Origin of the sequence: Streptomyces sp. NRRL S-37, assembly GCF_000721605.1 — a bacterium.
Taxonomy (GTDB): Bacteria; Actinomycetota; Actinomycetes; order Streptomycetales; family Streptomycetaceae; genus Streptomyces.
The window spans coordinates 102999-126758 of the sequence record NZ_JOIZ01000004.1; the positions used below are offsets into that span (position 1 = coordinate 102999).

Annotated in this window: 17 protein-coding genes and 1 pseudogene; 9 read left to right on the forward strand and 9 right to left on the reverse strand. The window is 72.2% G+C overall.

Going from position 1 to position 23760, the window contains the following annotated elements; translation table 11 throughout:
- Positions 1-162 precede the first annotated feature (162 nt).
- Positions 163-438: a hypothetical protein gene (locus IH50_RS0106025; RefSeq protein ID WP_030858058.1), complete on the forward strand. Its 276-nt coding sequence runs from the start codon at positions 163-165 to the stop codon at positions 436-438.
- 136 nt (positions 439-574) lie between these two features.
- A complete protein-coding gene (locus IH50_RS0106030; RefSeq protein ID WP_030858060.1) occupies positions 575-2020 on the forward strand; it encodes an FAD-dependent monooxygenase in 1446 nt (481 codons plus the stop codon).
- A 14-nt stretch (positions 2021-2034) separates the two neighbouring features.
- Here IH50_RS0106030 and IH50_RS0106035 read toward each other — a convergent pair whose 3' ends face one another.
- Positions 2035-2541 (reverse strand): MarR family winged helix-turn-helix transcriptional regulator, encoded by a 507-nt coding sequence (locus IH50_RS0106035; RefSeq protein WP_030858062.1) that lies wholly within the window; start codon positions 2539-2541, stop codon positions 2035-2037.
- A 110-nt stretch (positions 2542-2651) separates the two neighbouring features.
- On the opposite strand from IH50_RS0106035, the gene IH50_RS0106040 reads away from it, so the two are divergent.
- Positions 2652-3614 (forward strand): EamA family transporter, encoded by a 963-nt coding sequence (locus IH50_RS0106040; RefSeq protein WP_051767210.1) that lies wholly within the window; start codon positions 2652-2654, stop codon positions 3612-3614.
- 102 nt (positions 3615-3716) lie between these two features.
- Here IH50_RS0106040 and pepN (IH50_RS0106045) read toward each other — a convergent pair whose 3' ends face one another.
- On the reverse strand, positions 3717-6296 hold the full coding sequence (gene pepN, locus IH50_RS0106045; RefSeq protein ID WP_030858066.1) for an aminopeptidase N: 2580 nt from the start codon (positions 6294-6296) through the stop codon (positions 3717-3719).
- A 247-nt stretch (positions 6297-6543) separates the two neighbouring features.
- On the reverse strand, positions 6544-7560 hold the full coding sequence (locus IH50_RS0106050) for an aspartate-semialdehyde dehydrogenase (RefSeq protein ID WP_030858070.1): 1017 nt from the start codon (positions 7558-7560) through the stop codon (positions 6544-6546).
- 333 nt (positions 7561-7893) lie between these two features.
- Between IH50_RS0106050 and IH50_RS0106055 the strand changes: the two genes are divergently transcribed.
- Both IH50_RS0106055 and IH50_RS0106060 read left to right on the forward strand, forming a co-directional pair.
- Positions 7894-8436, forward strand: coding sequence for a sigma-70 family RNA polymerase sigma factor (locus IH50_RS0106055; protein WP_030858072.1), 543 nt, complete (start codon positions 7894-7896; stop codon positions 8434-8436).
- Position 8437: 1 nt separating this feature from the next.
- Complete coding sequence (locus IH50_RS0106060) at positions 8438-9466, forward strand: hypothetical protein (protein WP_051767199.1); 1029 nt, start codon at positions 8438-8440, stop codon at positions 9464-9466.
- A gap of 61 nt (positions 9467-9527) precedes the next feature.
- Here the strand turns inward: IH50_RS0106060 and IH50_RS0106065 are convergent, their stop codons facing one another.
- The gene (locus IH50_RS0106065) at positions 9528-12848 is read right to left on the reverse strand and encodes a S8 family serine peptidase (RefSeq protein WP_030858077.1); all 3321 of its coding nucleotides are present in this window, start codon (positions 12846-12848) and stop codon (positions 9528-9530) included.
- Between the two features lie 252 nt (positions 12849-13100).
- Between IH50_RS0106065 and IH50_RS0106070 the strand changes: the two genes are divergently transcribed.
- Positions 13101-13553, forward strand: coding sequence for an NUDIX hydrolase (locus IH50_RS0106070; RefSeq protein WP_199822052.1), 453 nt, complete (start codon positions 13101-13103; stop codon positions 13551-13553).
- Between the two features lie 186 nt (positions 13554-13739).
- On the opposite strand, the gene IH50_RS0106075 is transcribed toward IH50_RS0106070, so the two are convergent.
- Positions 13740-14792, reverse strand: a complete 1053-nt coding sequence (locus IH50_RS0106075; RefSeq protein WP_030858080.1) for a hypothetical protein — start codon at positions 14790-14792, stop codon at positions 13740-13742.
- Between the two features lie 179 nt (positions 14793-14971).
- Positions 14972-17554 carry an aminopeptidase N gene (gene pepN, locus IH50_RS0106080; protein ID WP_030858082.1) on the reverse strand — a complete coding sequence of 861 codons (2583 nt, stop codon included), beginning with the start codon at positions 17552-17554 and terminating at the stop codon, positions 14972-14974.
- Between the two features lie 138 nt (positions 17555-17692).
- Between pepN (IH50_RS0106080) and IH50_RS0106085 the strand changes: the two genes are divergently transcribed.
- Entirely contained in the window at positions 17693-18340 is a 648-nt protein-coding gene (locus IH50_RS0106085; protein WP_030858084.1) for a DsbA family protein, read from the forward strand.
- Between the two features lie 3 nt (positions 18341-18343).
- Here IH50_RS0106085 and IH50_RS0106090 read toward each other — a convergent pair whose 3' ends face one another.
- Positions 18344-18586, reverse strand: a complete 243-nt coding sequence (locus IH50_RS0106090) for a hypothetical protein (RefSeq protein WP_030858086.1) — start codon at positions 18584-18586, stop codon at positions 18344-18346.
- Positions 18587-18816: 230 nt separating this feature from the next.
- The gene (locus tag IH50_RS0106095; protein WP_030858088.1) at positions 18817-20196 is read right to left on the reverse strand and encodes an amino acid permease; all 1380 of its coding nucleotides are present in this window, start codon (positions 20194-20196) and stop codon (positions 18817-18819) included.
- 376 nt (positions 20197-20572) lie between these two features.
- Here IH50_RS0106095 and IH50_RS39405 point away from each other — a divergent pair, with 376 nt between their 5' ends.
- The gene (locus tag IH50_RS39405) at positions 20573-21157 is read left to right on the forward strand and encodes a biotin transporter BioY (RefSeq protein ID WP_078913880.1); all 585 of its coding nucleotides are present in this window, start codon (positions 20573-20575) and stop codon (positions 21155-21157) included.
- A gap of 12 nt (positions 21158-21169) precedes the next feature.
- Here IH50_RS39405 and IH50_RS0106105 read toward each other — a convergent pair.
- A pseudogene (locus IH50_RS0106105) lies at positions 21170-22609 on the reverse strand (amino acid permease); the annotation flags it as partial.
- Positions 22610-22813: 204 nt separating this feature from the next.
- Between IH50_RS0106105 and IH50_RS0106110 the strand changes: the two are divergent.
- Complete coding sequence (locus tag IH50_RS0106110; protein ID WP_030858092.1) at positions 22814-23299, forward strand: ribose-5-phosphate isomerase; 486 nt, start codon at positions 22814-22816, stop codon at positions 23297-23299.
- The last annotated feature ends 461 nt before the right edge of the window (positions 23300-23760 follow it).

Sequence of the window (23760 nt, forward strand, 5' to 3'; positions counted from 1 at the left end):
GTGCCTCCCCCAGAGGGGGGACCCCCAGCCCACTCGTGCCGCCCTGGGGGTACCTCCCAGGCCTTAAGGCACTGGGGGAGGCACGACTGCCCGCGGATTGCGCGGGCGGCTTACGGCACCCCGCCCGCGCGAACCCCGACCACGTTGGATAGTTTGGGCACCGTGGACAAGAAGAACGCCCTGCGCGCCGGCGCCCTGGCAGCCGGTACGACGCTGATGATGCTGCTCATGTCGTCCCCCGCGCTCGCGCTCACCCGCGACGACGGCGACGACCCCGGCACCGGTCTGAGCGTCATCGAGACGCTGGGCCTCTATGTCGTGGCCCCGATCGCGCTGTTCGTGATCATCGCCGCTCTGGTGATGGTCGGCGACAAGTCGCACAAGAAGAAGGACACGACCAGCTCCAACATCAGCACCAAGGCCGAAGCCAAGGCCTGACCCGGGGCTCACCCGCTCGTGCAGAGGGCGCCGGCACCGCCGTACGCGGGGCCGGCGCCCTCTGCGCTGCCGAAAGGCGCCCTTGCGCGTTCCGCCGCGGCACGATCTCCTCACAGGTGGCACCGAGGAGGTCCTGATGAACGGCACCACCCGTACCGTGATCGTGGTCGGCTCCGGCCCCACCGGCCTGCTGCTGGCCGGTGACCTGGCGGCCGCGGGCGTCCCCGTCACCGTCGTCGAGAAGCGCGCCCGCGGGATCAGCAACCTCTCCCGCGCCTTCGTCCTGCACGCCCGCACCCTCGAACAGCTCGACGTGCGGGGCCTGGCCGGCGAACTGGAGGCGGTCGGCCGCCCGCTCGACCGGCTGCGCCTGTACGACCGGCTCGAACTCGACCTCCGCGCCCTCCCCTCCCGCTTCCCCCACCTCCTGGTCATCCCGCAGTACGAGGTGGAGAAGGCCCTGCTGCGGCGGGCCGTCGAAGCAGGCGCCGACTTCCGGTACGAGACCGAGGCGACCGGACTGACCCAGGACGCGGACGGCGTGACGGTCGGGACGAAGGGCCCCGGCGGGGAGCGCGGGGAACTGCGGGCCGCGTACGTCGTCGGCACCGACGGAATGCGCAGCACCGTACGGGAGGCGGTCGGGCTGCCCTTCCCCGGACGTTCCGTCATCCGGTCCGTGGTCCTGGCGGACGTACGGCTCGCCGAGCAGCCGGAGACGCTGCTCACCGTGAACGCCGTCGGGGACGCCTTCGCCTTCCTCGCGCCGTTCGGCGACGGCTACCACCGGGTCATCGGCTGGAACCGGGCCCGCGACGTCCCCGACGACGCCCCCCTCGACCTCGACGAGATCAAGGAGATCACCCGCCTCGCCCTCGGCCGGGACCACGGCATGCACGACGCCCGCTGGATGTCCCGTTTCCACAGCGACGAACGCCAGGCGCCCGCCTACCGCGTGGGCCGCGTCTTCCTCGCCGGGGACGCCGCGCACGTGCACACCCCGGCCGGCGGACAGGGCATGAACACCGGCATGCAGGACGCGGCCAACCTGAGCTGGAAGCTCGCCCAGGTGCTGGACGGCCACGCCCCCGACTCCCTGCTCGACACCTACCACGCCGAACGGCACCCCGTCGGCCGGACGGTGCTGCGCAGCAGCGGCGGCATCGTCCGGCTCGCCATGGCCCGGCGCCCCGCGACCCTGGCACTGCGCGCGGCCCTGGCCGCGGTGGTCACCCACGCCGCCCCGGTCCGCCGCAGGGCGCTCGGCCAGGTCACCGGTGTCGGCGTCCGGTACGCCGCGCCCCTCGGCGCCCACCGCATGACCGGCCTGCGCGTCCCCGACGTGACGCTCGGGGGCGGCGGCCGCCTGCACCAGGCGCTGCGCGGCGGCCGCTTCGTCCTGATCACACCGGAGCCGTACGGCGACGGGGGCGCCCGCAAGGAACGGCTGGCGGTGGAACGCTGGGCGTCCGGCAGCCGCCGTACGACCGTGCTGGTGCGCCCCGACGGATATGTGGCCTGGGCGTCGGACTCCGCCGGCGCGGCCGGCATCGAGGCCGCGCTCGCCACGCACGTCGGCTGAGGAGGGGCGGGTTCCTACCGCTCGGTCGCGAGCAGCAGTTCCCGGAGCAGACCGGCCAGCTCCCCCGCCCGTTCCCCGCCCAGGGCGGACAGGGCCTCCGTCTGGACGGCGAGCCCCGCGCCGACCGCCGCGTCGATCAGACGCAGGCCCGCCTCGGTGAGCGTGACCCGCAGTCCGCGGCGGTCGTGCGGGTCGGGGGAGCGGCGGAGCAGTCCCGCGCGCTCCAGCTTGTCGAGGCGGCCGGTCATCCCGCCGGTGGTGAGCATCAGCGTGGCCGAGAGCCGGCGGGGGGAGAGGGTGTAGGGCTCCCCGGAGCGGCGCAGGGTGGCGAGGACGTCGAACTCCCCGCGGGAGATCCCGTACCTGGCGTACTCCTTCTCCATCCGGTCGCCCATGGCGCGCGCGAGCCGGAAGACGCGCCCGAAGACCTCCATGCCGGCGGTGTCGAGATCGGGCCGCACCCGCGCCCACTGTTCGGTGATCGCGTCGACGGGGTCCTGGGGGCGCTGCTCTGCGGTCATGAACAGGAGTATCCGCCGGGAACGGGTCACCCGCAAGAAAGTAGATTGACGGCAAGTAGCTTGCAAGTAAGCTACTTTTCATCGATCTATTCGGAAGAGGTGTGCCCGTCATGGCCGCGAACCGTGCCACCCTCATCGCGCTCACCGCCCTCGCCCCCGTCTCCTGGGGCACCACCTACGCCGTGACCACGGAGTTCCTCCCGCCCGACCGGCCGCTGTTCACCGGCCTGATGCGTGCCCTGCCCGCCGGTCTTGTCCTGCTCGCCCTCGTCCGGGTGCTGCCGCGCGGGGCCTGGTGGTGGAAGGCGGCGGTGCTGGGCGCGCTCAACATCGGCGCCTTCTTCCCGCTGCTGTTCCTCTCCGCGTACCGGCTGCCCGGCGGCATGGCGGCGGTGGTCGGCTCGGTGGGCCCCCTGCTCGTGGTCGGCCTCTCGGCGCTGCTGCTGGGGCAGCGGCCGACGGCCCGCCATGTGGTCACCGGCGTCGTGGCCGCGTCCGGGGTCAGCCTGGTGGTCCTGAGGGCGGCCGGCGCGCTGGACGTGCTGGGGGTCGCCGCGGCCCTCGCCTCCACCGCCTCGATGTCCGCCGGTACCGTCCTCACCAAGCGCTGGGGCCGCCCGGAGGGCGTCGGCCCGCTCGCCCTGACGGGCTGGCAGCTGACGGCCGGAGGCCTGCTGATCGCGCCCGTCGCCTTCCTCGCCGAGGGTGCCCCGCCGGCCCTGGACGCCCCGGCGGCCGGCGGCTACCTCTACCTCGCCCTGGCGAACACGGCGATCGCGTACTGGCTCTGGTTCCGGGGCATCGGCCGCCTCAGCGCCACCCAGGTCACCTTCCTCGGCCCGCTCAGCCCCCTCACGGCGGCGGTGGTCGGCTGGGCGGCCCTCGGCGAGAGCCTGACACCGCTGCAACTGACGGGCATGGCACTGGCGTTCGGCGCGACGGTGGCCGGCCAGAGCGCCGCCCCGTCCGCCCGGAGGGCCCCCGCGGCACCGGCGCCCTCCCGCGCCGCGCCGCGCGGTACCGCCGAGGACGCGCGCCGGCACCCCTCCACTCCCTCGGCGGAAACCGTTTGACCCCGGAAAGCGGGCGGCCCGACGGTCACTGAGAACCCCGTCGGGCCGCACCCGCCCCGGGCGCCCGGCACAAGCACCGGGCGCCCCCGACGCGCGTACCGGCTAGGACGCCGCCGCGTCCGCCGCCTGGGCGCGCAGGGCGCGCTCCACGCCCGCGCGGGACTCCGAGACCAGGCGGCGCAGGGCCGCGTTCGGCTCGGCGGAGGCCAGCCAGGCGTCCGTCTTGTCGAGGGTCTCGCCCGAGACCTGGACCGACGGGTAGAGGCCGACCACGATCTGCTGGGCCATCTCGTGCGAGCGGGACTCCCAGACGTCCGCCAGCGCCTCGAAGTACCGGTCCGTGTACGGCGCCAGCAGCTCCCGCTGGTCGGTCTGGACGAAGCCGGCGATGACCGCCTCCTGGACGGCGTTCGGCAGCTTGTCGGACTCGACGACCGAGGCCCACGCCTCCGCCTTGGCCTCCTCGGTCGGGCGGGCCGCCCGGGCGGTCGCGGCGTGCCGCTCACCGGCCGCCGTCCTGTCCCGCTCGTACTCGTCCGCGATCTCCGCCTCGTCGAACCGGCCCACCGCCGCCAGCCGCTGCACGAACGACCAGCGCAGCTCCGTGTCCACGGCCAGCCCCTCGACGGTCTGCGTACCGGCCAGCAGACCCTCCAGCAGGTCGAGCTGCTCCGGCGTACGGGCCGTCGCCGCGAACGCCCGTGCCCACGCGAGCTGGTGGTCGCTCGCCGGCTCGGCGGACCGCAGGTGGGCCAGCGTGGCGTCGGTCCAGCGGGCCAGCAGGGCCTCGCGGGCGTTCGGGTCCGCGTACAGGTCGACCGCCAGCTTCACCTGGCGGTGCAGCGACTGCACGACGCCGATGTCGGACTCCTTGCCGATGCCCGACAGGACCAGGGACAGGTAGTCGCGGGCGGCGAGTTCCGCGTCCCGCGTCATGTCCCAGGCGGAGGCCCAGCACAGGGCACGCGGGAGGGACTCCGCGAAGTCGCCCAGGTGCTCGGTGACGAACGCCAGCGAGGCCTCGTCCAGGCGGACCTTGGCGTACGACAGGTCGTCGTCGTTGAGGAGCACCACCGCCGGGCGGCGCTTGCCGGTGAGCTGCGGCACGGCCGTCAGCTCACCGTCGACGTCCAGTTCGACGCGCTCGCCGCGCACCAGCTTGCCGGTCGCCTCGTCGAGGTCGTACAGGCCGACCGCGATGCGGTGCGGGCGCAGCGTCGGCTCGCCCTTGGCGCCGGCCGGGAGCGCCGGGGCCTCCTGGCGGATGCCGAAGGAGGTGATGACACCGTCGGCGTCCGTCTCGATCTCCGGACGCAGCACGTTGATGCCGGCCGTCTCCAGCCACTGCTTCGACCACGTCCTCAGGTCGCGCCCGGAGGTCTCCTCCAGCGCGCCCAGCAGGTCGGACAGGCGCGTGTTGCCGTACGCGTGGCGCTTGAAGTACGCCTGCACGCCCCGGAAGAACTCGTCCTCACCGACGTACGCGACGAGCTGCTTCAGCACGGACGCGCCCTTGGCGTACGTGATGCCGTCGAAGTTGACGAGCACGTCGTCCAGGTCGCGGATGTCCGCCATGATCGGGTGCGTGGACGGAAGCTGGTCCTGGCGGTAGGCCCAGGTCTTCATCGAGTTGGCGAACGTCGTCCACGAGTGCGGCCAGCGCGAACCGGGCGCGGCGGCCTGGCAGGCGATGGACGTGTAGGTGGCGAACGACTCGTTCAGCCACAGGTCGTTCCACCACTCCATGGTGACCAGGTCGCCGAACCACATGTGGGCCAGCTCGTGCAGGATGGTCTCCGCGCGCACCTCGTACGCGGCGTCCGTCACCTTCGACCGGAAGACGTACTGGTCGCGGATGGTCACCGCGCCCGCGTTCTCCATCGCGCCCGCGTTGAACTCCGGCACGAAGAGCTGGTCGTACTTGGCGAACGGGTACGCGTAGTCGAACTTCTCCTGGAACCACTCGAAGCCCTGCCGGGTGACCTCGAAGATCGCGTCGGAGTCGAGGAACTCGGCCAGCGACGGGCGGCAGTAGATGCCGAGCGGGACGGACTGGCCGTCCTTCTCGTAGACGCTGTGCACGGAGTGGTACGGGCCGACGATCAGCGCCGTGATGTACGACGAGATGCGCGGGGTCGGCTCGAACGTCCAGACATTCTCCACCGGTTCCGGTGTGGGCGAGTTGGACACGACGGTCCAGCCCTCCGGCGCCTTCACGGTGAACTGGAAGGTCGCCTTCAGGTCGGGCTGCTCGAAGCTCGCGAAGACGCGGCGGGCGTCCGGCACCTCGAACTGGGTGTACAGGTACGCCTGGTCGTCGACCGGGTCGACGAACCGGTGCAGGCCCTCACCGGTGTTGGTGTACGCGCAGTCGGCGCTCACCCGGAGGATGTTGCGGCCCTTCAGCAGGCCGGGCAGGGCGATGCGGGAGTCCGCGAAGACCTCGGCGGGGTCGAGGGAGTCCCCGTTGAGGGTCACCTCGTGCACGGTGGGGGCCACCAGGTCGATGAAGGACTCCGCGCCGTCACCGTCCTCGGCGACGTCGAAGCGCACCGTGGTCACGGACCGGTAGGTGCCGCCCTCCTGCGCGCCGGAGAGGTCGAGATCGATCTCGTACGAGTCAACGGTCAGCAGCTTCGCCCGCTGCCGCGCCTCTTCGCGAGTCAGGTTTGTGCCAGGCACGCGGTCATCTCCTCGATATGTGTGGGTTGCGCCATCCTTCCACGCGACCTCGGGATGAGGCGATGACCGAGCCGGATCATGGGGATACCCCTGTGTCGGCCCCGCCGGAACGGGCCCGGCGGGGATCCCGCATTCGGGTGAAGGTCCATGCGGGAGCCGGTGGGCCGGCCGCGGCGGCACCTGGCGCTCTGAACGCCCTGAGGGGGCGCCCACCGGTGGGCGCCCCCTCAGTCATGCCCGCGGAGCGTTACGCGCTCAGCTCCGCCGCCACCAGCTCCGCGATCTGTACGGCGTTCAGCGCCGCGCCCTTGCGGAGGTTGTCGTTGGAGACGAACAGCGCGAGGCCGTGCTCCACCGTCTCGTCGGGGCGGATCCGGCCGACGTACGACGGGTCCTGGCCGGCGGCCTGGAGCGGGGTGGGGATGTCGGTGAGGACGACGCCGGGGGCGTCCGCCAGCAGCTCGGTCGCGCGCTCGGCGCTGATCGGGCGGGCGAAACGGGCGTTGATCTGCAGGGAGTGCCCGGAGAACACCGGGACGCGCACGCACGTGCCGGAGACCTTCAGCTCGGGGATCTCCAGGATCTTGCGCGACTCGTTGCGCAGCTTCTGCTCCTCGTCGGTCTCGTTCAGACCGTCGTCGACCAGGTTCCCGGCGAAGGGCAGCACGTTGAAGGCGATGGGGCGCTTGTAGACGCCGGGCTCGGGGAAGTCGACCGCCGAGCCGTCGTGGGTCAGCCTGTCGGCCTCGTCGATCACCTTCCGCGCCTGGCCGTGCAGCTCCGCCACGCCCGCGAGGCCGGAACCGGAGACGGCCTGGTACGTGGCGACGACCAGCGCCTCGAGGCCCGCCTCGGCGTGCAGCGGACGCAGGACCGGCATCGCGGCCATCGTCGTGCAGTTCGGGTTGGCGATGATGCCCTTGGGGCGGTTCGCGATCGCGTGCGGGTTCACCTCGGAGACGACGAGGGGGACCTCGGGGTCCTTGCGCCAGGCGGAGGAGTTGTCGATCACGACCGCGCCCTGCGCGGCGACCTTCTCGGCCAGCGCCTTCGAGGTCGCGCCGCCCGCGGAGAACAGCACGATGTCCAGGCCGCTGTAGTCGGCGGTGGACGCGTCCTCCACCGTCACGCCGTCCAGCTCCGTGCCGGCCGAGCGGGCCGAGGCGAACAGGCGCAGCTCCGTGACCGGAAAGTTCCGCTCCGTGAGGATCCTGCGCATGACCGTGCCCACCTGACCGGTGGCTCCGACGATTCCGACCCTCACGGCGACTCCCTGTTCTGTCCTGATTCGTATCCGAATGCCTGGCCGAGGCTCTTCCATGATGCGGCCGACCACGGCCCGCCTGTCCAATTCTTTGCCCGTCCTGCCCGCACAGTGGGACGACGGACCGGTGCACAGAGGTTGCGGACCTTCGGCCGTCACCCCGCTGACCAGGAGGAATTCAGCCTGCGGGGGTCGCTGACCGCAAGGTCCCCTGCCCGGCCCGCCCCCGCCCACACGAAGGTGTGACGTACGCCTCGACAGGTTCCGGAGGGCCCGGCCGAACGTTCCGGGCGGAAGCGGCGTCGTAGGGGAAACAGCGTGAGGGGGTGGCCGGTGCTGCGCGGAAGGATCCGGCGCGGCCGGGGGTCGTCGTACGTCGCCACGGACGACGACCCGCTGGACGCGGCGCAGGAACGCCGGGTGCGGGCGGTGCTCGCACTGGGCGGGGTACCGCAGGCGGACCTGCCGGACGGGGTGCAGCAGGTCCGCCTGCGGCTGCTGGAACGCGCCGCGAGCGGGCGGGAGGCGCCGCGGGACGTCTCGGCGTGGGCGGCGGTCGTCGCCTCCAACCTCGCCATGGACTGGCACCGGGCCAAGCGCCGCCAGGAGCGGCTGGGCGAGCGCCTCGCCGCGCTCCGTCCGGCGGAGGCGGCCCCTTCCGGCGAGGAGACCAGCCTGCTCTCCCTCGCCGTGGCCCGCGGCCTGGACGAGCTGCCCGACGCGCAGCGCCAGGTGGTCGTGCTGCGCTTCTACGCCGACCTGCCGGTCCGGTCCATCGCCGAGCAGCTCGGCGTCCCGGAGGGCACGGTCAAGAGCAGGCTGCACACGGCGGTACGCGCCCTGCGCACCCGCCTGCACGAGGACGAGGTGGTCTGACATGCCGGCCCACGACGAACACCGGGACCCGCCCCACGGCAACCCCGCCGGGCCCGAAACCCCGAACCACGAAGAACTCGCCACGCACGACCACCCCGAAGCCGGCGGCCCCGCGCCCGCCGGTCGCGGCGGCGACCCCGTGCGTGAGGGCCGTGACGGCGGCGGTCCCGCCCCCGGCGGTATGGACGCGTTGATGGCCGTCCTTCTCGACGAGCCTCTGTCCGTACGGGCGCGGCAGGATCCGGGGGTCGTGGCCGCGCACCGGGCGGCCGCCGTCGACGTCGCCGTGCTGCGGGAGCAGCTGGCGTTGATCGGGGACGCTCTCGCCGGGGAGACGGCGGACGGGGAAGGGGCCGGTGCGCCGGCGGGGCGAGGCGGGGCCGGGCGGCTCGCCGGCGGGCCGGGGGCCGGTCCGGAACCGGAGGCCGGGTCCCGCTCCGGGGACGGGCCGCCGGCCGCCCGGCCGGCGGTGAGGCACCCGGCCGGCGGCCGTCCCGGCACCGTCCGCGGCCCCCGCGGGCCGCACCGCGGCCGGCGCCGGCCCCTCAAGGCCGCCCTCGGCGCCCTCGTGGCCGCCGCTGCCGCCACCGTCGTCGTCGGTATGGGGTGGCTCGTGACGCAGACCGGGGGAACGGCCGACTCGGACGCGGGCAGCTCCGCCGCGCAGGCCGACTCCCAGGAGGCGGGAGGGAAGGACGCGGGCGGGGCCGCCTTCGGCAGTCCCCGCTACCTCGCCTGCGCCCGCCTCGTCGCCGAGGGCACCGTGCTGACGGCGGACCGGATGCCGGGGACCGGGGTGGAACGCGTCACGCTGAAGGTGAGCCGCTACTACAAGGGCGAGGGCGAGGTCACCTTCCTCCACGACCCCGCCGGTGACGCCCCGCTGCACGAGGGGGACCAGGTGCTGGTCGGTATGCCCGCCGAGGGCGTCCACCCGGACACGGTGGTCGTCGGGGAGGCGGACATCGCGCCCGAACGGGTCCGGATCACCGCCTCGCTCCCCGAGTCGCGCACCCTCACCTGCGGCTGAGCACGACGAAGGGGCGGGCGCCCGCAACGGACGCCCGCCCCTGACCGAACCGGCCGGTTCCTTACGGAGTGACCTTCTCGATCGCCACGCTGCCGACGCCCGCGACCGTGCCGCGCGCGTTCACCAGCTGTACGCGTCCGAAGAACGCACGCCCCTCGGGGGCCGCCGCGGCGACGGTGACGTCGCCGGAGACGGTCGCCGAGTCGCCCGTGCCGAGCTCCACCGGCGCGGAGCCGTCGACGGTGACGGAGCCGAGCGAGGCGGAGAAGAACACGTCCCGGTAGTCGTAGTCCGTGGAACCGGCCGGGACGGAGTAGCCCACGACCTCCACGGTGTACGTACCGGCCGCCGGGGAGGCGAGGGAGACCGACTCCTCCGAGTCGCCGTCGGCGGACTGGGCGACCTGGTTGCCGTCGGCGTCGTAGACCGTCAGGTCCAGGTCGGCGGAGGCGTCGGAGACGTTGCCGATGGCCACGTCGAGGGAGGTGGCGCCCTCGGGCACCTCGACCGTCGTCGTGCGGGTGTCACCGGTGGAGATGGCCGGACGGTCCGTCTTCGACGAGCCGAGCGGGCCGCCCACCAGCTCGCCGTCCAGCGCGGCGAACTCGTTCGTCACCTTCCAGGAGACGGCGGCCGGGGTGCCGACCTTCGCCTCGGGCACGGTCACGGTCTCCGGGTCGAAGGCCGCGCCGAGGACGGCGACGTCCAGCTTGTAGGGGTTGTCGAGCAGCGGCGAGGTGCGCCGGGCCTCGACCTCGATCTCCCACACGCCCGGCTGCGGGTCCGGGTACGACCGCACGTCGGGACGGCAGCCGTTGCCGTCGTTGTAGTTGTTGTAGCAGTCCGGCGTCGAGGTGCTGTCGGACGGGACACCGTACGGGTGGATGGCGATGAACCGGGTCTGGCTGCCGTCCTTCAGCCCGCTCATCGCGACCTCCAGCGTCTTCGCGCCCTCGGGCACGGTGACGAAGTAGGAGGTGGTGTCGTTGCGCTGGGCCGTGCCGGACGTGGAGAAGGTGTGCTCCAGCGGCTCGGAGACGACCACGGTGGTGAGGATCTGCTGGTCGACGCCCTCGGTGCGCGGGTCGTCGGCCTCCAGGATCGCGCTCTTGATGCCGGCCGAGCGCGGCGCGGCCTGGACCTTGACGGTGACCGGCTCGTTCAGCGGCAGCCGGACGTCGTCGTCACCGACGATGCGGAAGGTGTGGTCCCCGTCGTTCTCGAAGTCGAGCTCGTGCCGGATCGCACGGTCGGGGCCGGACGTACGGGTGATCGTGATGTCGTACGTCTTCTTCTGCCTGGCCTTCAGGCCGCCCTCACGGTCGTAGAGGCCCGTGCCGAAGCCGGGCGTCTTCAGGAACTGGTCGATCGCGGTGTCGACCGGCGCCTTCACCGTGTAGTCGTGCGCGGTGGCGCCGTCGCGGATGGCGTCCCAGGCGTCCTCGATGTCGATGAGGCCGGCGCCCTCCTCGTAGGCCTGCACACCCTTGATGTGCTCGGCGGTGGAGGTGAGGGCGGTGCGCAGGTCCGCGGGGGTGAGGTCGATGCGCTTCTGCTTCGCGGCGGACAGCAGCAGCGCGGAGGCGCCGGCGGCCTGCGGGGAGGCCATCGAGGTGCCCTGGAGCATGCCGTAGCCGGCCGGGAGGTCGTAGCCGGCCTCGGCGACCGGGGCGCCCGGCATCCAGGTCTGGATGGTGTTGACCGCCGCGCCGGGCGCGACCAGCGTCGGCGTGAAGCCGCCGTCCTCACGCGGACCGCGCGAGGAGAACGGCATCATGGCGTACTTGGTCTTCACCGCGGAGCCGTAGTTGGCGGCCCAGGTCTCCTTGGAGGCGGACGCGCCGACGGAGATGACCTTGTCGGCCAGACCGGGGTCGCCGATGGTGTTGGCGCCGGGGCCGGAGTTGCCCGCGGAGATCACCAGCTGGACGCCGTAGGTGTCGATCAGGCGGGTGTAGAGCTCGGCGCGGGCGTTGTTGCCGTCGTTCAGCGCCGGCAGGCCGCCGATGGACATGTTGACGATGTCGACGCCGCGCTCGGTGACGAGGTCGATCATGCCCTCGGTGAGCGCGACGTTGGTGCAGCCGCCGGACCAGGTGCAGGCGCGCGAGGAGACGATCTTCGCGCCGGGGGCGGCGCCGTCCATCTTCCCGCCGAACAGGCCGTTGGCGGCGGTGATGCCGGCGACGTGGGTGCCGTGCTCGGACTCGATGACACCGATGTTGACGAAGTCGGCCGTCTTGCCGGTCCAGTCACCGCCGTAGGGGTCCATCGGGACGTCCTTGCGGATCTCCACGACGAACGGCTGGCGCTCGGCGATGTCGGTCCTCGGGTCGTCGGTGCCGAAGTACCCGACCTGGAAGCCGTCCTTGTACGGCTTCATCGGGGTGTCGTCGCCGAAGTCCTGGTTGTTGTTCAGGTCGACGCGGACCGTGCCGGCGGCGGCGTCGTAGAGGACGCCCCAGGAGTCGGTGGTGTCGCCGTCGCGGTTGGCGTCGCCCTTGGCGTCGCCGCCGGTGGTGTACGACTCCAGGAAGGTGCTGATCCGGTACGAACCGGCGGGCGCCTGCCAGGTCTTGCCGCCGTAGGTGAAGGTGGGACCGGAGACGGAGGAGACCATCGGGCGCCAGGTCTGGTCGCTGTCCACGATCGGGTCGGTCGCCGTCACCCAGTCGACGATCTTGCGCTCGCCGGTGGTGGTCTTCTGCAGCGCCGGGTGGCCGAGGTCGACGCCGGAGTCGAGGATGCCGATGGTGACCCCGCGGCCGTCGGCCTTCGGGTTGTCCTCGACGAACTCGACGGCACCGGTCTCGAAGGACGGGTTGTACGGGTTCTTCGCGGGCGTCCGCTTGCCGGGAGCCGGGTAGGCGCGGTCGCCGTGCCCGCGGTCCTTGCCGCCGGCCCGCTTCGCGGTGTCCGCGCTCGGCGTCGGGTCGTCCAGCGGGATCTCCTCGCGCAGGTCGACGCCGTGCACGGAGGAGAGCTTGGTGGCGGCGGCGATCGCCGCGTCCGCCTTGCCGGTGGGGACGGTGGCCCGGACGTAGCCGAGCTCGTCGTGGGTGCGGCCGACCGAACCGCCCTTGACCGCGTCGAGCTGCTCGGCGACCTGCTCGGTCTTCCCGGGCGCGGTGGCGATCATCATCGTGACGTTCTTGGCGCCGTCGGCCTTGGCCTCGGCGAGCAGGTCCGCGTCGTCCGCGCCGAGCTTGTCGTGCGCGGACTTGACGTCCGCGTCGGCGGGCGCGGCGGGCGGGGTGTCGGCGGCCATGGCCAGGGGGATCGGCCCGGCCGCGGAGAGCGCGGCGACGAGGCCGGCGGCCACGGCGATACGGGCCACGCGTCTGGCGCCCGGTATCGGTTCGCGCTGAGGGGAGTGGGTCATCGGCATCCCTTGTAAGTAAAGGAACGATCGTGGAGCGACCGGAGCCGATCGGCCCTGGTCGCGATGGTCCGGAACGCGATTCCGGACGATCGTTGAGCCTTACGCAAGGGGTGGCTGTTTGGCGAGAGTTGACCGAGCCGAAATGGATGTATGGGGAAAACCCCCGGTTCCCTTATGGGGAGATGAGGTGCGGAAGGCGACAAGTCGCCCATGTGGCCCGCGCGGTACCGGCCGCCGGGTTACCGTCCCTGGATGCGACGGAATCTGAGGGTGGCGGCCTACGCCGTGGTGGTGCGCGACGGACAGTTCCTGCTCGCCCGGTCACCGGGTCCCGGCGGCGTGCCCGAGTGGGTGCTGCCGGGCGGCGGCATGGAGCACGGCGAGGACCCCTACGACACCGTGCGGCGGGAGGTCGAGGAGGAGACCGGCTACCGCATCGAGGTCACCGGACTGCTCGGGGTGAACTCCACCCGCCGCACCTTCCCCGCCCGCTTCGGCCGCTCCGTCGACCACCACGGCGTACGGCTGGTCTACGAGGGCCGGATCACCGGCGGCGAACTGCGCAACGAGATCGGCGGCTCCACCGACCTCGCCGCCTGGCAGCCCCTGGACGCCGTCCCGGACCTGGTCCGCGTCCGCATGGTCGACATCGGGCTGCGGCTGTGGCGGGAGCGTCCGGCGGCGGGGCGGGTGGAGTCCGCGTAGGAAAGGCGCGTGCGCGGACCCGGCCGGCGCCCGGAGGACCGCGCCACCGGGCCGCCCCCCGGGGAAAGGCCGAAACCCGGTCAACCACCGCGGCCGGCGGCGACCCCGCCGGCCCGCCCGCGGTCCCTCCTGCCTCCTTCCAGCGGCCCCCTCCGACCCCCTCCTGACGGTGCTGCCCCGCCCCCTCTACCGGGGCAGCACCACCACATACGCCGACGGGTCGCGGTCGGCCGAGGCGATCAGCGCCGTACGGACCACCGCCGCCTGCTGCTCCATCGCGTCCCGGAGCTTGCGCGGGGTGATGTGGACGACCGTGATGCCGAGGCGCTCCAGGTGCTCGCGCTTGCGGGCGTACTCCGACCACTCGGCCTCGTCGTCGGCCCGCCGGCCCGGACGCGGCGCGCGGGTGTCCAGCTCCACCGCCACCGCGTGCTCCGGCCAGTACGCGTCCACGCCGCCGAGGTGCGGTCCGCCCGGCAGCCGCAGGTCGACGTTCCAGCACGGGTCGGGCAGGCCGTACTCGCGCACCATCCGGTACAGCCGGGACTCCGCCAGCGTCCGCCCCTCGGCGAGCAGCGAGTCCACCGCGTCCACCACGTGCGGCCGGTTCAGCAGCTTCGCGGCGGTCAGCTCGCACACCACCGCCGCCGGGTCGCAGAAGCCGCCGCGCACCGCCTCCGTGAGCAGCCGGCGTACCGTGTCCGCGTCCTGCAGGCCCGCCACGGCGTCGGCCAGCGCACGCGGGGCCGGGGCCACCGGCAGGCCTGTGACCTGCTCCGGGACGGGCAGCTCGGGGGTGCGGACGATCCGGGCGCAGCCCGTCGAGCGCAGCCGGCGCAGCCGCGGGACCAGGACGTCGAAGGCGTCCAGGGACGGCAGCGGGGGAGCGGACGGGAAGCCGTGCAGGGTCAGCGCGGCCAGTCCGGTGATCATCGCCTCCCCGTAGGCGGACGCGGGAGGGCCCTCCGTACCGGGCTGGACGGGGACGCCCGCGGTCCGCTCCCGTGCCGCGTACAGCAGCACCGCGTGCAGCCGCTCCTCGCTGGTCGGCGGGCCGGGGTGGAGCAGGACGACGCCCGGGAGCAGGTGCAGCCAGGGCCCGCCGGGGCGGCACTGCTCGCTCGCCTGCGCGGCCGAGACGCCGTGGGCGCGCAGTTGCGCGTGGGTCAGCACCCGGCGTCCGGCGCTGGTGGAGAGGTGGTGCAGGGGGCGGGGGGAGAGCGGGGTGTTGTGGTTCATGCCCGGCAATTTCCCGCCTCCGGGCCGTCTTGGAACCCCTGTTACAGGCTCGTCGACAAATGGGGACAAGGGCGCACTAAAGGACGCGTGTTCGGATACCGAGAACCCCTGGTCCGCCCGGGGGCGGGCCAGGGGTTACGGGTCTGTTGTAACGGTGCCGGAACGGCCTCTCGCGGCACTCAGCGGCCGGCGGCGGCCGCGTCGCAGGCCTGGCCGCGCAGGGCGCGGGCCAGGTCGTCGCGGGACTCCAGGACCAGGCGGCGCAGGGCCGGGGCCGCGTCCTCGTGGGACGTCAGCCACGCGTCCGTCGCGTCCAGCGTCGCCTGCGAGTCCTGGAAGGAGGGGAACAGGCCCCGCACCACGTCCATGCCGATCTGGATCGACCGCTCGGTCCACACCCGCTCGATCGCCGCGAAGTACTTCTCCGTGTACGGCGCGAGCAGCTTCCGCTGGGACGCCTGGGCGAAGCCCGAGATGGTGGCCTCCACCAGCGCGTTGGACAGCGCGTCGGACTCCACGACCTGCGCCCAGCACCGCGCCTTGACCGCGGCCGACGGGCGGGCGGCCAGACAGCGGACGTGGTGCCGCTTGCCGGACGCGGTGTCGTCGCGGGCCAGCTCCGCGTCCAGCCGCTTCTCGTCCGCCGCGCCGTGCGCGGCCAGCGGCTCGAGGAACACCCAGCGCAGCTCCTGGTCGACGTCCAGGCCCGGCAGGGTCACCGTGCCGTCGAGCAGCGAGGTCAGCAGCTCGAAGTCGGCCGGCGCGTCGGCCACGCGCGCGAAGAACCGTGCCCACGCGAGCTGGTGCTCGCTGCCCGCCTCGGCGGAGTGCATCCGGGCGGAGGCGTTCCGGGAGAGCTCCCGTCCGGCCTCCGCCCGCCGCTCGGCCGCGGTGTAGTGCACCGCCGCCGACTCCGCCCACGCATGCAGCATCTGCAGCACGCCGATGTCGGTCTCCTGGCCCGCGAACCTCACCACCAGGCCGATGAACTCCCGGGCCGGCAGCAGCGCGTCCCGTGTCATGTTCCACAGCGCCGACCAGCACAGGGCGCGGGCCAGCGGGTCGGTGAGGTCACCCAGGCCGTCGCGCAGGGTGGCCAGCGAGGTCTCGTCGAACCGCGTCTTGCAGTACGTCAGGTCGTCGTCGTTGACCAGCACCAGGTCCGGCGCCTCGGCGCCCGCCAGCTCCGCCACGACCGTACGCGCGCCCTCGACGTCCGTCTCGGCCTGCGCGTACCGCTCCAGGGTGCCGGAGTCGTCACGCCGGTACAGGCCCACCGCGACCCGGTGCGGGCGGAGTTCGGGGTGCGACTCGGCGGCCTCCTGCACGATCGCCAGCTCGTCGACCCGGCCGTCCTCACGCAGCAGCACCTGCGGGGTGAGGGAGTTGACGCCGGCCGTCTGCAGCCAGGCCCGCGACCAGGCGGCCATGTCCCGCCCGCTGGTCTCCTCCAGGACGGACAGCAGGTCACCGAGGCGCGTGTTGCCGTACGCGTGCCGCTTGAAGTAGCGCCGGGCGCCCTCCAGGAACGCGTCCTGGCCGACGTACGCCACCAGCTGCTTGAGCACCGAGGCGCCCTTCGCGTAGGTGATGCCGTCGAAGTTGAGCTTGGCGTCCTGGAGGTCGCGGATGTCGGCGGTGATCGGGTGCGTGGAGGGGAGCTGGTCCGCGCGGTACGCCCACGCCTTGCGGCGGTTGGCGAAGGTGACCCAGCCGTCGGTGAAGCGGGTCGCCCCGACCAGCGAGAACGCGCCCATGAAGTCCGCGAAGGACTCCTTCAGCCACAGGTCGTCCCACCACTCCATGGTGACCAGGTCGCCGAACCACATGTGCGCCATCTCGTGCAGGATGACGTTGGCCCGGCCCTCGTACGACGCCCGCGTCACCTTCCCCCGGAAGATGAACTCCTCGCGGAAGGTCACCATCCCCGGGTTCTCCATCGCGCCCAGGTTGTACTCGGGCACGAACGCCTGGTCGTACTTGCCGAACGGGTACGGGTAGTCGAAGTGGTCGTGGAAGAAGTCCAGGCCCTGCTTGGTCACCAGGAACACGTCGTCGGCGTCGAAGTGCGGGGCGAGACCCTTGCGGCACATCGCGCCGAGCGGGATCTCCAGACGGGTGCCGTCCTCGAAGACCCGCTCGTAGGAGTCGGTCACGTAGTGGTACGGGCCGGCCACCACGCACGTGATGTACGTCGAGATCGGCTTGGTCTCCGCGAACCGCCACACCCCGTCGGTGAGCTCACCGGCCCCGTTGCTCCACACCGTCCAGCCCTCGGGGGCGCGCACCTCGAAGCGGTAGGGCGCCTTGAGGTCGGGCTGTTCGAAGTTGGCGAAGACGCGGCGGGAGTCGGCCGGCTCGTACTGGGTGTACAGGTACACCTCGCCGTCCTCGGGGTCGACGAAACGGTGCATGCCCTCGCCGGTGCGGGAGTAGGCGCACCGCGCGTCGACGACGAGCTCGTTCTCGGCGGCCAGGTCCTCCAGCAGGATCCGCGAGCCGTCGAAGACCTGGCCGGGGTCGAGGTCGCGTCCGTTGAGGGAGACGGCCGTGACGGCCGGCGCGATCAGGTCCGCGAAGCTGCTCGCGCCCGGCTCGGCGCAGCGGAACCGGACGGTGGTGACGGAGCGGAAGGTGCGCGGCCCTTCGCCGCTGTGCTCGCCGACCGCCGAGCGCAGGTCCAGGGACACCTCGTACCCGTCGACGGACAGCAGGGCTGCCCGCTCCCGGGCCTCGTCGCGGGTCAGGTTCTCACCGGGCACGGGCGGACTCCTCATGCGTCGTCGACATGGATGATCAGGACCGATCCTGCCATGCACTCCTGATACAGGGCGGGCGGGAATGGCCAGGGTCCCTCACGCTGTTTCCGGAGAGGATCTTTTCCTTCTCCGAGGAGCGATATGCCGGACAAGACGACCGCCACGCCCGTCGACTTCTGGTTCGACCCGTCATGTCCCTGGGCCTGGATGACCTCCCGCTGGGTGCGGGAGGTGGAGAAGGAGCGGGACATCGAGGTCCGCTGGCACCTGATGAGCCTCGCCGTCCTCAACGAGGACAAGCTCGACGAGCTCCCCGCCGAATACCGCGAGTGGCTCGAGGCCAAGGCCTGGGGTCCGGTCCGGGTGGTCATCGCGGCCCAGCAGGAGCACGGCGCGGAGGTGCTCGACGACCTCTACACCGCGCTCGGCACCCGCATCCACAACCAGGGCGAGGGCCCGGAGAAGGAGACGGTCGCCGCCGCCCTGAAGGACGTCGGCCTGCCCGAGTCCCTCATGGAGCACTGGGACTCCACCCCCTACGAGGCCGAGCTGCGCGCCTCCCACAAGGAGGGCATCGAGAAGGTGGGCCAGGAGGTCGGCACCCCGGTCATCGCGGTCCCCGGACCCGACGGCGAGGAGATCGCCTTCTTCGGCCCGGTCGTCACCCCCGCGCCCAAGGGCGAGGAGGCCGCCCGTCTGTGGGACGGCACCCTCGCGGTGGCCTCGGTCCCCGGCTTCTACGAGATCAAGCGCACCCGCACGAAGGGGCCGGACTTCAGCAACCTGTGACGATCAGTCGATCACGGGCACTTTGATCGGCGCGGCGAAGGGCTTCTTGTTGAAGCCCGTGCGCAGGTTGCGGCACTGCTTGCCGGTGTCGGGGTCGAGCACGTTCACACAGAGCCAGAACTCGCCGACCCCGGACCGGCCGAGCCGTTCCTTGAGCCAGTCCTCCTCCTTCCTGGTGAGCTGACGGTGCTGCTGGTCCCCGCCACAGGTCCAGCAGTAATCCTTCATCGTCCGCTGTGTCGCCATTGCGCCACCATGACCCGGATCGCCGCATACCGGAAGCCCCCGCGAGTCCTGTCCTCGCGGGGGCTTCCTCTTTTCCGCCTGCCGGGTGAACGGTGAGAAGACGATCACGAGGCAGGACGCTTATTGCGCATGACTTGCAACTACACGCTAACAGCGGAAAGGGCCGTCCGTGAGCCCCCGGGACGCGAAACGGCCCCCGCGTGGTCACGCGAGGGCCGTCGGGGCGGGCGTCAGTCCCGGGCGCGCGTCCGCTGCCAGGCGTATCCCCCGGCCGCCAGGAGCAGCGTCATCGCGCCCGTCGAGCAGAGCTGCACCCGCGTGTCCGGCTCCCGGGCCATGAGGACGAAGACCGCCGCCATGCCGGCCAGCGCCACCCACGTCAGCCACGGGAACGCCCACATCCGCACCGTGAGCCGCTCCGGCGCCTCGCGCTCCAGCCGGCGGCGCAGCCGCAGCTGGGAGACGGCGATGAAGATCCAGACGACCAGGATCACCGCGCCGATGGTGTTCAGCAGCCAGGCGAAGACGTCGTCCGGCCGCCAGTAGCTCAGCAGCACGCACAGGAAGCCGAAGGCCGAGGAGGCCAGTACGGCGACCCGCGGCACCCCGCCCGACACCCGGCCGAGCGCCTTCGGGCCGTGCCCGCGCTCGACCAGCGAGTAGCCGATGCGCGAGGCGCCGTAGACGTTGGCGTTCATCGCGGACAGCAGCGCCACCAGGATCACGACGTTCATCATCTGGTCGGCGCCCGGGATGCCGAGGCGGTCCAGGGCGGCGACGTACGGGCCGTCCTCGACCACCGCCGGGGAGTCCCACGGGACCAGGGTGACGACGACCGCCATCGAGCCGATGTAGAACAGCGCGATCCGCCACATCGCCGTACGGACCGCGCCCGCCACGCCCTTGACCGGGTCCCGCGACTCGGCCGCCGCGATGGTCACCGTCTCCAGACCGCCGTACGCGAAGACGGAGGCGAGCAGTCCGATCACCAGGCCCTCGCCGCCGTGGGGGAGGAAGTCGGTGAGGTGGGAGGTGCCCGGGGAGTCCGTGCCCGGCAGCACGCCGGCGATCGCCAGCCCGCCGAGCACCAGGAACAGGGAGATCGCTCCGACCTTGAGGGCCGCGAACCAGAACTCGAACTCGCCGAAGTTCCGCACCGCCGCGAGGTTCGTCCCGCAGAACACCACCATGAACAGCGCCACCCACGCCCACGCGGGCGTGCCCGGCAGCCAGCCGGTGACGATCGTCGCGGCGCCGATGCCCTCCAGGCCGACCGCCGTGCACAGCAGCACCCAGAACGACCAGCCCACGGTGAACCCCGCCCAGGGCCCGAACGCCCGCTCGGCGTGCGCGGAGAAGGAGCCCGACGACGGGTACGCGGCCGACATCTCGCCCAGCATCCGCATCACCAGCATCACCAGAAGACCGGAGAGGGCGTAGGCGACGACGACGGACGGGCCGGCGGCGGCGATGGCCGTCCCGGAGCCGACGAACAGCCCGGCGCCGATCACCCCGCCGAGGGCGATCATCGACAGATGGCGTTGCTTCAGGCCGTGCGAGAGGGAGACGTCGTCCGCCTGCGGGGGCGTCTCGACAGAGGTGCGGGGCATGGGCGTGACTCGTCCAATGCGGGAGACGGCAAAACGTCCCCCAGTCTGGTCGGCCTTCCTCCGTGCACGGGGAGGCCGACCGGCATGTGGACACGTGTCATGCGGAGGGTGATATTCCGGTTACTTGGCGGCCGTCGCGCGGGATGCCGCCCGGCCCGTTTGGCGGATCCCTACAGCCGCCGTTCCCCGGCCGTGCACCGGCGAAACCACGTCACCTCAGTGACCGGTGTCACCTCGCGACCCTCCCCTCCCCGCCCTTTGTCAGGAGCCCACCAAGACCGCGTCGGCGCCTTTGTCGAGCGCTGACGGTGATCGGCGCGCGGGCGCCGGTATAGCGTCGCGGTGTCCCCAACTGCCCTCACCCCGTGGAGACCTCATGAGCACCGCCACCGTCACGTCCGCCCGATCCGGCCAGGTCCTCGCGGACCTCGTCCCGGCCTCCCGTGTCCGGGACGCCGCGCTCGTGCTCGGCGGCGCCGCGCTCACCGGCCTCGCCGCCCAGATCGCGGTGCCCGTCCCCGGCTCCCCGGTGCCGGTGACCGGCCAGACCTTCGCGGCGCTCCTCGTCGGCACCGCCCTCGGCGCCCGCCGCGGATTCGTCTCCCTCGCGGTGTACGCGCTGGCGGGCGCGGCCGGCGTGCCGTGGTTCGCGGAGGGCGGGTCGGGGACGGCGATGCCGTCGTTCGGCTACGTCCTCGGCATGCTGCTGGCCTCCGTCGTCGTGGGCGCCCTGGCCCGCCGCGGCGCCGACCGCTCCGCCTGGCGCATGGCGGGCACCATGGTGCTCGGCTCGGCGGTCGTCTACGCCGTCGGCGTGCCCTACCTGGCCCTCGCCACCGGCATGTCCGCCTCCGCCGCGATCGCGGCCGGCCTCACCCCGTTCCTCGTCGGCGACGCCCTGAAGGCGGCCCTGGCGATGGGCGTGCTGCCGACGGCCTGGAAGTTCGCCAACAAGCGGTGATCTCCCGGGTTCTACGGCGAGAGGCCCGGCCACCCGCTGCTTGACGACGGCGATGACGAGCACGATCGCGGCGACCAGCAGCGACAGCAGCATCGTCGTACGCCCGTCGTGCTCGGTGTCGGTCAGCATGTAACCGAGCACGAACACGATCAGCGCGGCGCTGGCCCACGTCAGGTACGGGTACAGCCACATCCGCACGACCAGCTTCTCCGGCGCCTCCGCCTCGATGATCTTCCGCATGCGCAGCTGCGAGAAGCAGATCACCAGCCACACGAACAGCGCGACCGCGCCGGAGGAGTTGACGAGGAAGAGGAAGACGGAGTCCGGGAACTTGTAGTTGAAGAAGACGGCGACGAAGCCGAACACCACGGACACGAGGATCGCCGTGCGCGGCACACCGCGGTCCGTGGTCCGGGCGAACGACTTCGGCGCGTCCCCGCGCCGGCCGAGCGAGAAGGCCATCCGGGAGGCCGTGTAGAGGCCGGAGTTGAGGCAGGACAGCACGGACGTCAGCACGATGAAGTTCATGATCTGACCGGCGTGCGCGATGCCGAGGGAGTCCAGGGCGGCGACGTACGAGCCGTCCTCGGTGATGGACTTGCTGTCCCACGGCAGCAGACAGACCACGACGAGGATCGAGCCGAGGTAGAAGACGCCGATCCGCCAGATGATGCTGTTGGTCGCCTTGGTGACGGCGCGCTGCGGGTCCTCCGACTCACCGGCGGCCAGCGTGGCGATCTCGCTGCCCATGAAGGAGAAGACGACGAGCAGGATGCCGGTGAGGATGGCGCCGGCGCCGTTCGGCAGGAAACCGCCGTGCTCGGTGAGGTTGGCCAGGCCCGCCTGGTCGCTGTCGACGCCGGGCAGCACGCCGAAGACGGCCAGCCCGCCGACGACGATGAACGCGCCGATGGCGACGACCTTGATCCCGGCGAACCAGAACTCGAACTCGCCGTAGGAACCCACGGAGACCAGGTTGGTGGCGGTCAGCACCACCATCACGATGAGCGCCCAGCCCCACTGCGGAACGGCCGGTATCCACCCTTCGAGGATCGCGGCACCGGCGGTCGCCTCGACCGCGAGGACGACGACCCAGAAGAACCAGTAGAGCCAGCCGATGGTGAACCCGGCCCAGGGCCCGAGCGCCCGGTCGGCGTGCGCGGAGAAGGACCCGGAGGTCGGGTTGGCCGCGGACATCTCCCCGAGCATCCGCATCACCAGCACCACGAGCGTGCCGACGAGGGCGTACGACAGGAGGATGCCGGGGCCGGCGGTCGCGATGCCGGAGCTGGAACCGACGAAGAGGCCCGCCCCGATCACACCGCCGATGGCGATCATCGACAGATGGCGGTTCTTGAGCCCGGCCTGGAGTCCGGAATCTCCCGGTGTCCCGGGATCGCCGGGCTTTCCGGGATCGTCCTCGGGCTTGGTGAGGGTCGGCTGCGAAGTCATGGGGTGGTTTTCCTTTGCGCCGGTGGGGCAGTCCCCGTACGAACGGGTACGAGCCGGACCAGTGAAACGGAGGAGAAAGAATTCGGAAACCTTTGATTCCGGATCGTTACTTGAGCTTTTCCTGAGCTTCTATGGATTTCCTCACAGTTTTTGTGCAAGGCACCCGACGCGCCTTCCCGGGAACCCCCGTGTCACACTCGGACCATGCGCGTGTATCTCGGCTCGGACCATGCGGGCTACGAACTCAAGAACCACCTCGTCGAGTGGCTCGGGGCGGCGGGGCACGAGCCCGTCGACTGCGGTCCGCACATCTATGACGCCCAGGACGACTACCCGCCCTTCTGCCTCCGCGCCGCCGAGCGGACCGCCGCGGACGAGGGCGCCCTCGGCATCGTGATCGGCGGCTCCGGCAACGGCGAGCAGATCGCCGCCAACAAGGTCGAGGGCGTACGGGCGGCCCTGGCGTGGAGCGAGGAGACGGCGGCCCTGGGCCGCCAGCACAACAACGCCAACGTGATGGCGGTGGGCGCGCGCATGCACACCCGGGACGAGGCGACGAAGTTCGTCGAGACCTTCCTGAGCACCCCGTTCTCCGGCGACGAGCGCCACATCCGCCGGATCGACATGCTCGCCGCCTACGAGACCACCGGCGACCTCCCGCCCATCCCCCCGCACCACCCGCAGCAGTAACGCCACCAGGCCCCCCGAGGCGAGGGCCTCGGGGGGCACCCTCTCCGAGGCGCCGGCGGGACCCCGGCGGACACGGCCCCCGCCGGGACCGGGGCGGAGCCCCCCGGAACGAGCCGGCCGCCTGGAGCGATCCGGGCCGCCCGGGGCGAGCCAGGCCGCTTGGAGCGAGTCGGGCCGCCCGGAGCGAGCTGGATCGCCCGGGCGGGTCGGGCCGCCCGGAGCGAGTCGGGCCGCTCGGGGCGAGTCGAGTCGCCTGGGGTGAGCTGGATCGCTTGGAGTGAGCCGGTTCGCCTGGAGCGAGTCGGGCCGCCTGGGGCGAGCTGGATCGCCCGGGCGGGGTGGGCTGCTTGGAGCGATTCGGGTCGGCCGGGGCGAGTCGAATCGTCTGGGGCGAGCTGGACCGCTTGGAGCGAGCCGGGTTGCCCGGGCGAGCCGGGCCGCTCGGGGCGGGCTGGATCGCC

Excerpts from the sequence above, each read along its gene's own strand:
- IH50_RS0106095 (WP_030858088.1), bottom strand. The coding sequence starts at position 20,196 with ATGCCCCGCACCTCTGTCGAGACGCCCCCGCAGGCGGACGACGTCTCC.
- IH50_RS0106060 (WP_051767199.1), top strand. The coding sequence starts at position 8,438 with ATGCCGGCCCACGACGAACACCGGGACCCGCCCCACGGCAACCCCGCC.
- IH50_RS0106075 (WP_030858080.1), bottom strand. The coding sequence starts at position 14,792 with ATGAACCACAACACCCCGCTCTCCCCCCGCCCCCTGCACCACCTCTCC.
- IH50_RS0106110 (WP_030858092.1), top strand. The coding sequence starts at position 22,814 with ATGCGCGTGTATCTCGGCTCGGACCATGCGGGCTACGAACTCAAGAAC.
- IH50_RS39405 (WP_078913880.1), top strand. The coding sequence starts at position 20,573 with ATGAGCACCGCCACCGTCACGTCCGCCCGATCCGGCCAGGTCCTCGCG.
- IH50_RS0106030 (WP_030858060.1), top strand. The coding sequence starts at position 575 with ATGAACGGCACCACCCGTACCGTGATCGTGGTCGGCTCCGGCCCCACC.
- IH50_RS0106065 (WP_030858077.1), bottom strand. The coding sequence starts at position 12,848 with ATGACCCACTCCCCTCAGCGCGAACCGATACCGGGCGCCAGACGCGTG.
- IH50_RS0106040 (WP_051767210.1), top strand. The coding sequence starts at position 2,652 with ATGGCCGCGAACCGTGCCACCCTCATCGCGCTCACCGCCCTCGCCCCC.
- IH50_RS0106085 (WP_030858084.1), top strand. The coding sequence starts at position 17,693 with ATGCCGGACAAGACGACCGCCACGCCCGTCGACTTCTGGTTCGACCCG.
- IH50_RS0106070 (WP_199822052.1), top strand. The coding sequence starts at position 13,101 with ATGCGACGGAATCTGAGGGTGGCGGCCTACGCCGTGGTGGTGCGCGAC.
- IH50_RS0106035 (WP_030858062.1), bottom strand. The coding sequence starts at position 2,541 with ATGACCGCAGAGCAGCGCCCCCAGGACCCCGTCGACGCGATCACCGAA.
- IH50_RS0106090 (WP_030858086.1), bottom strand. The coding sequence starts at position 18,586 with ATGGCGACACAGCGGACGATGAAGGATTACTGCTGGACCTGTGGCGGG.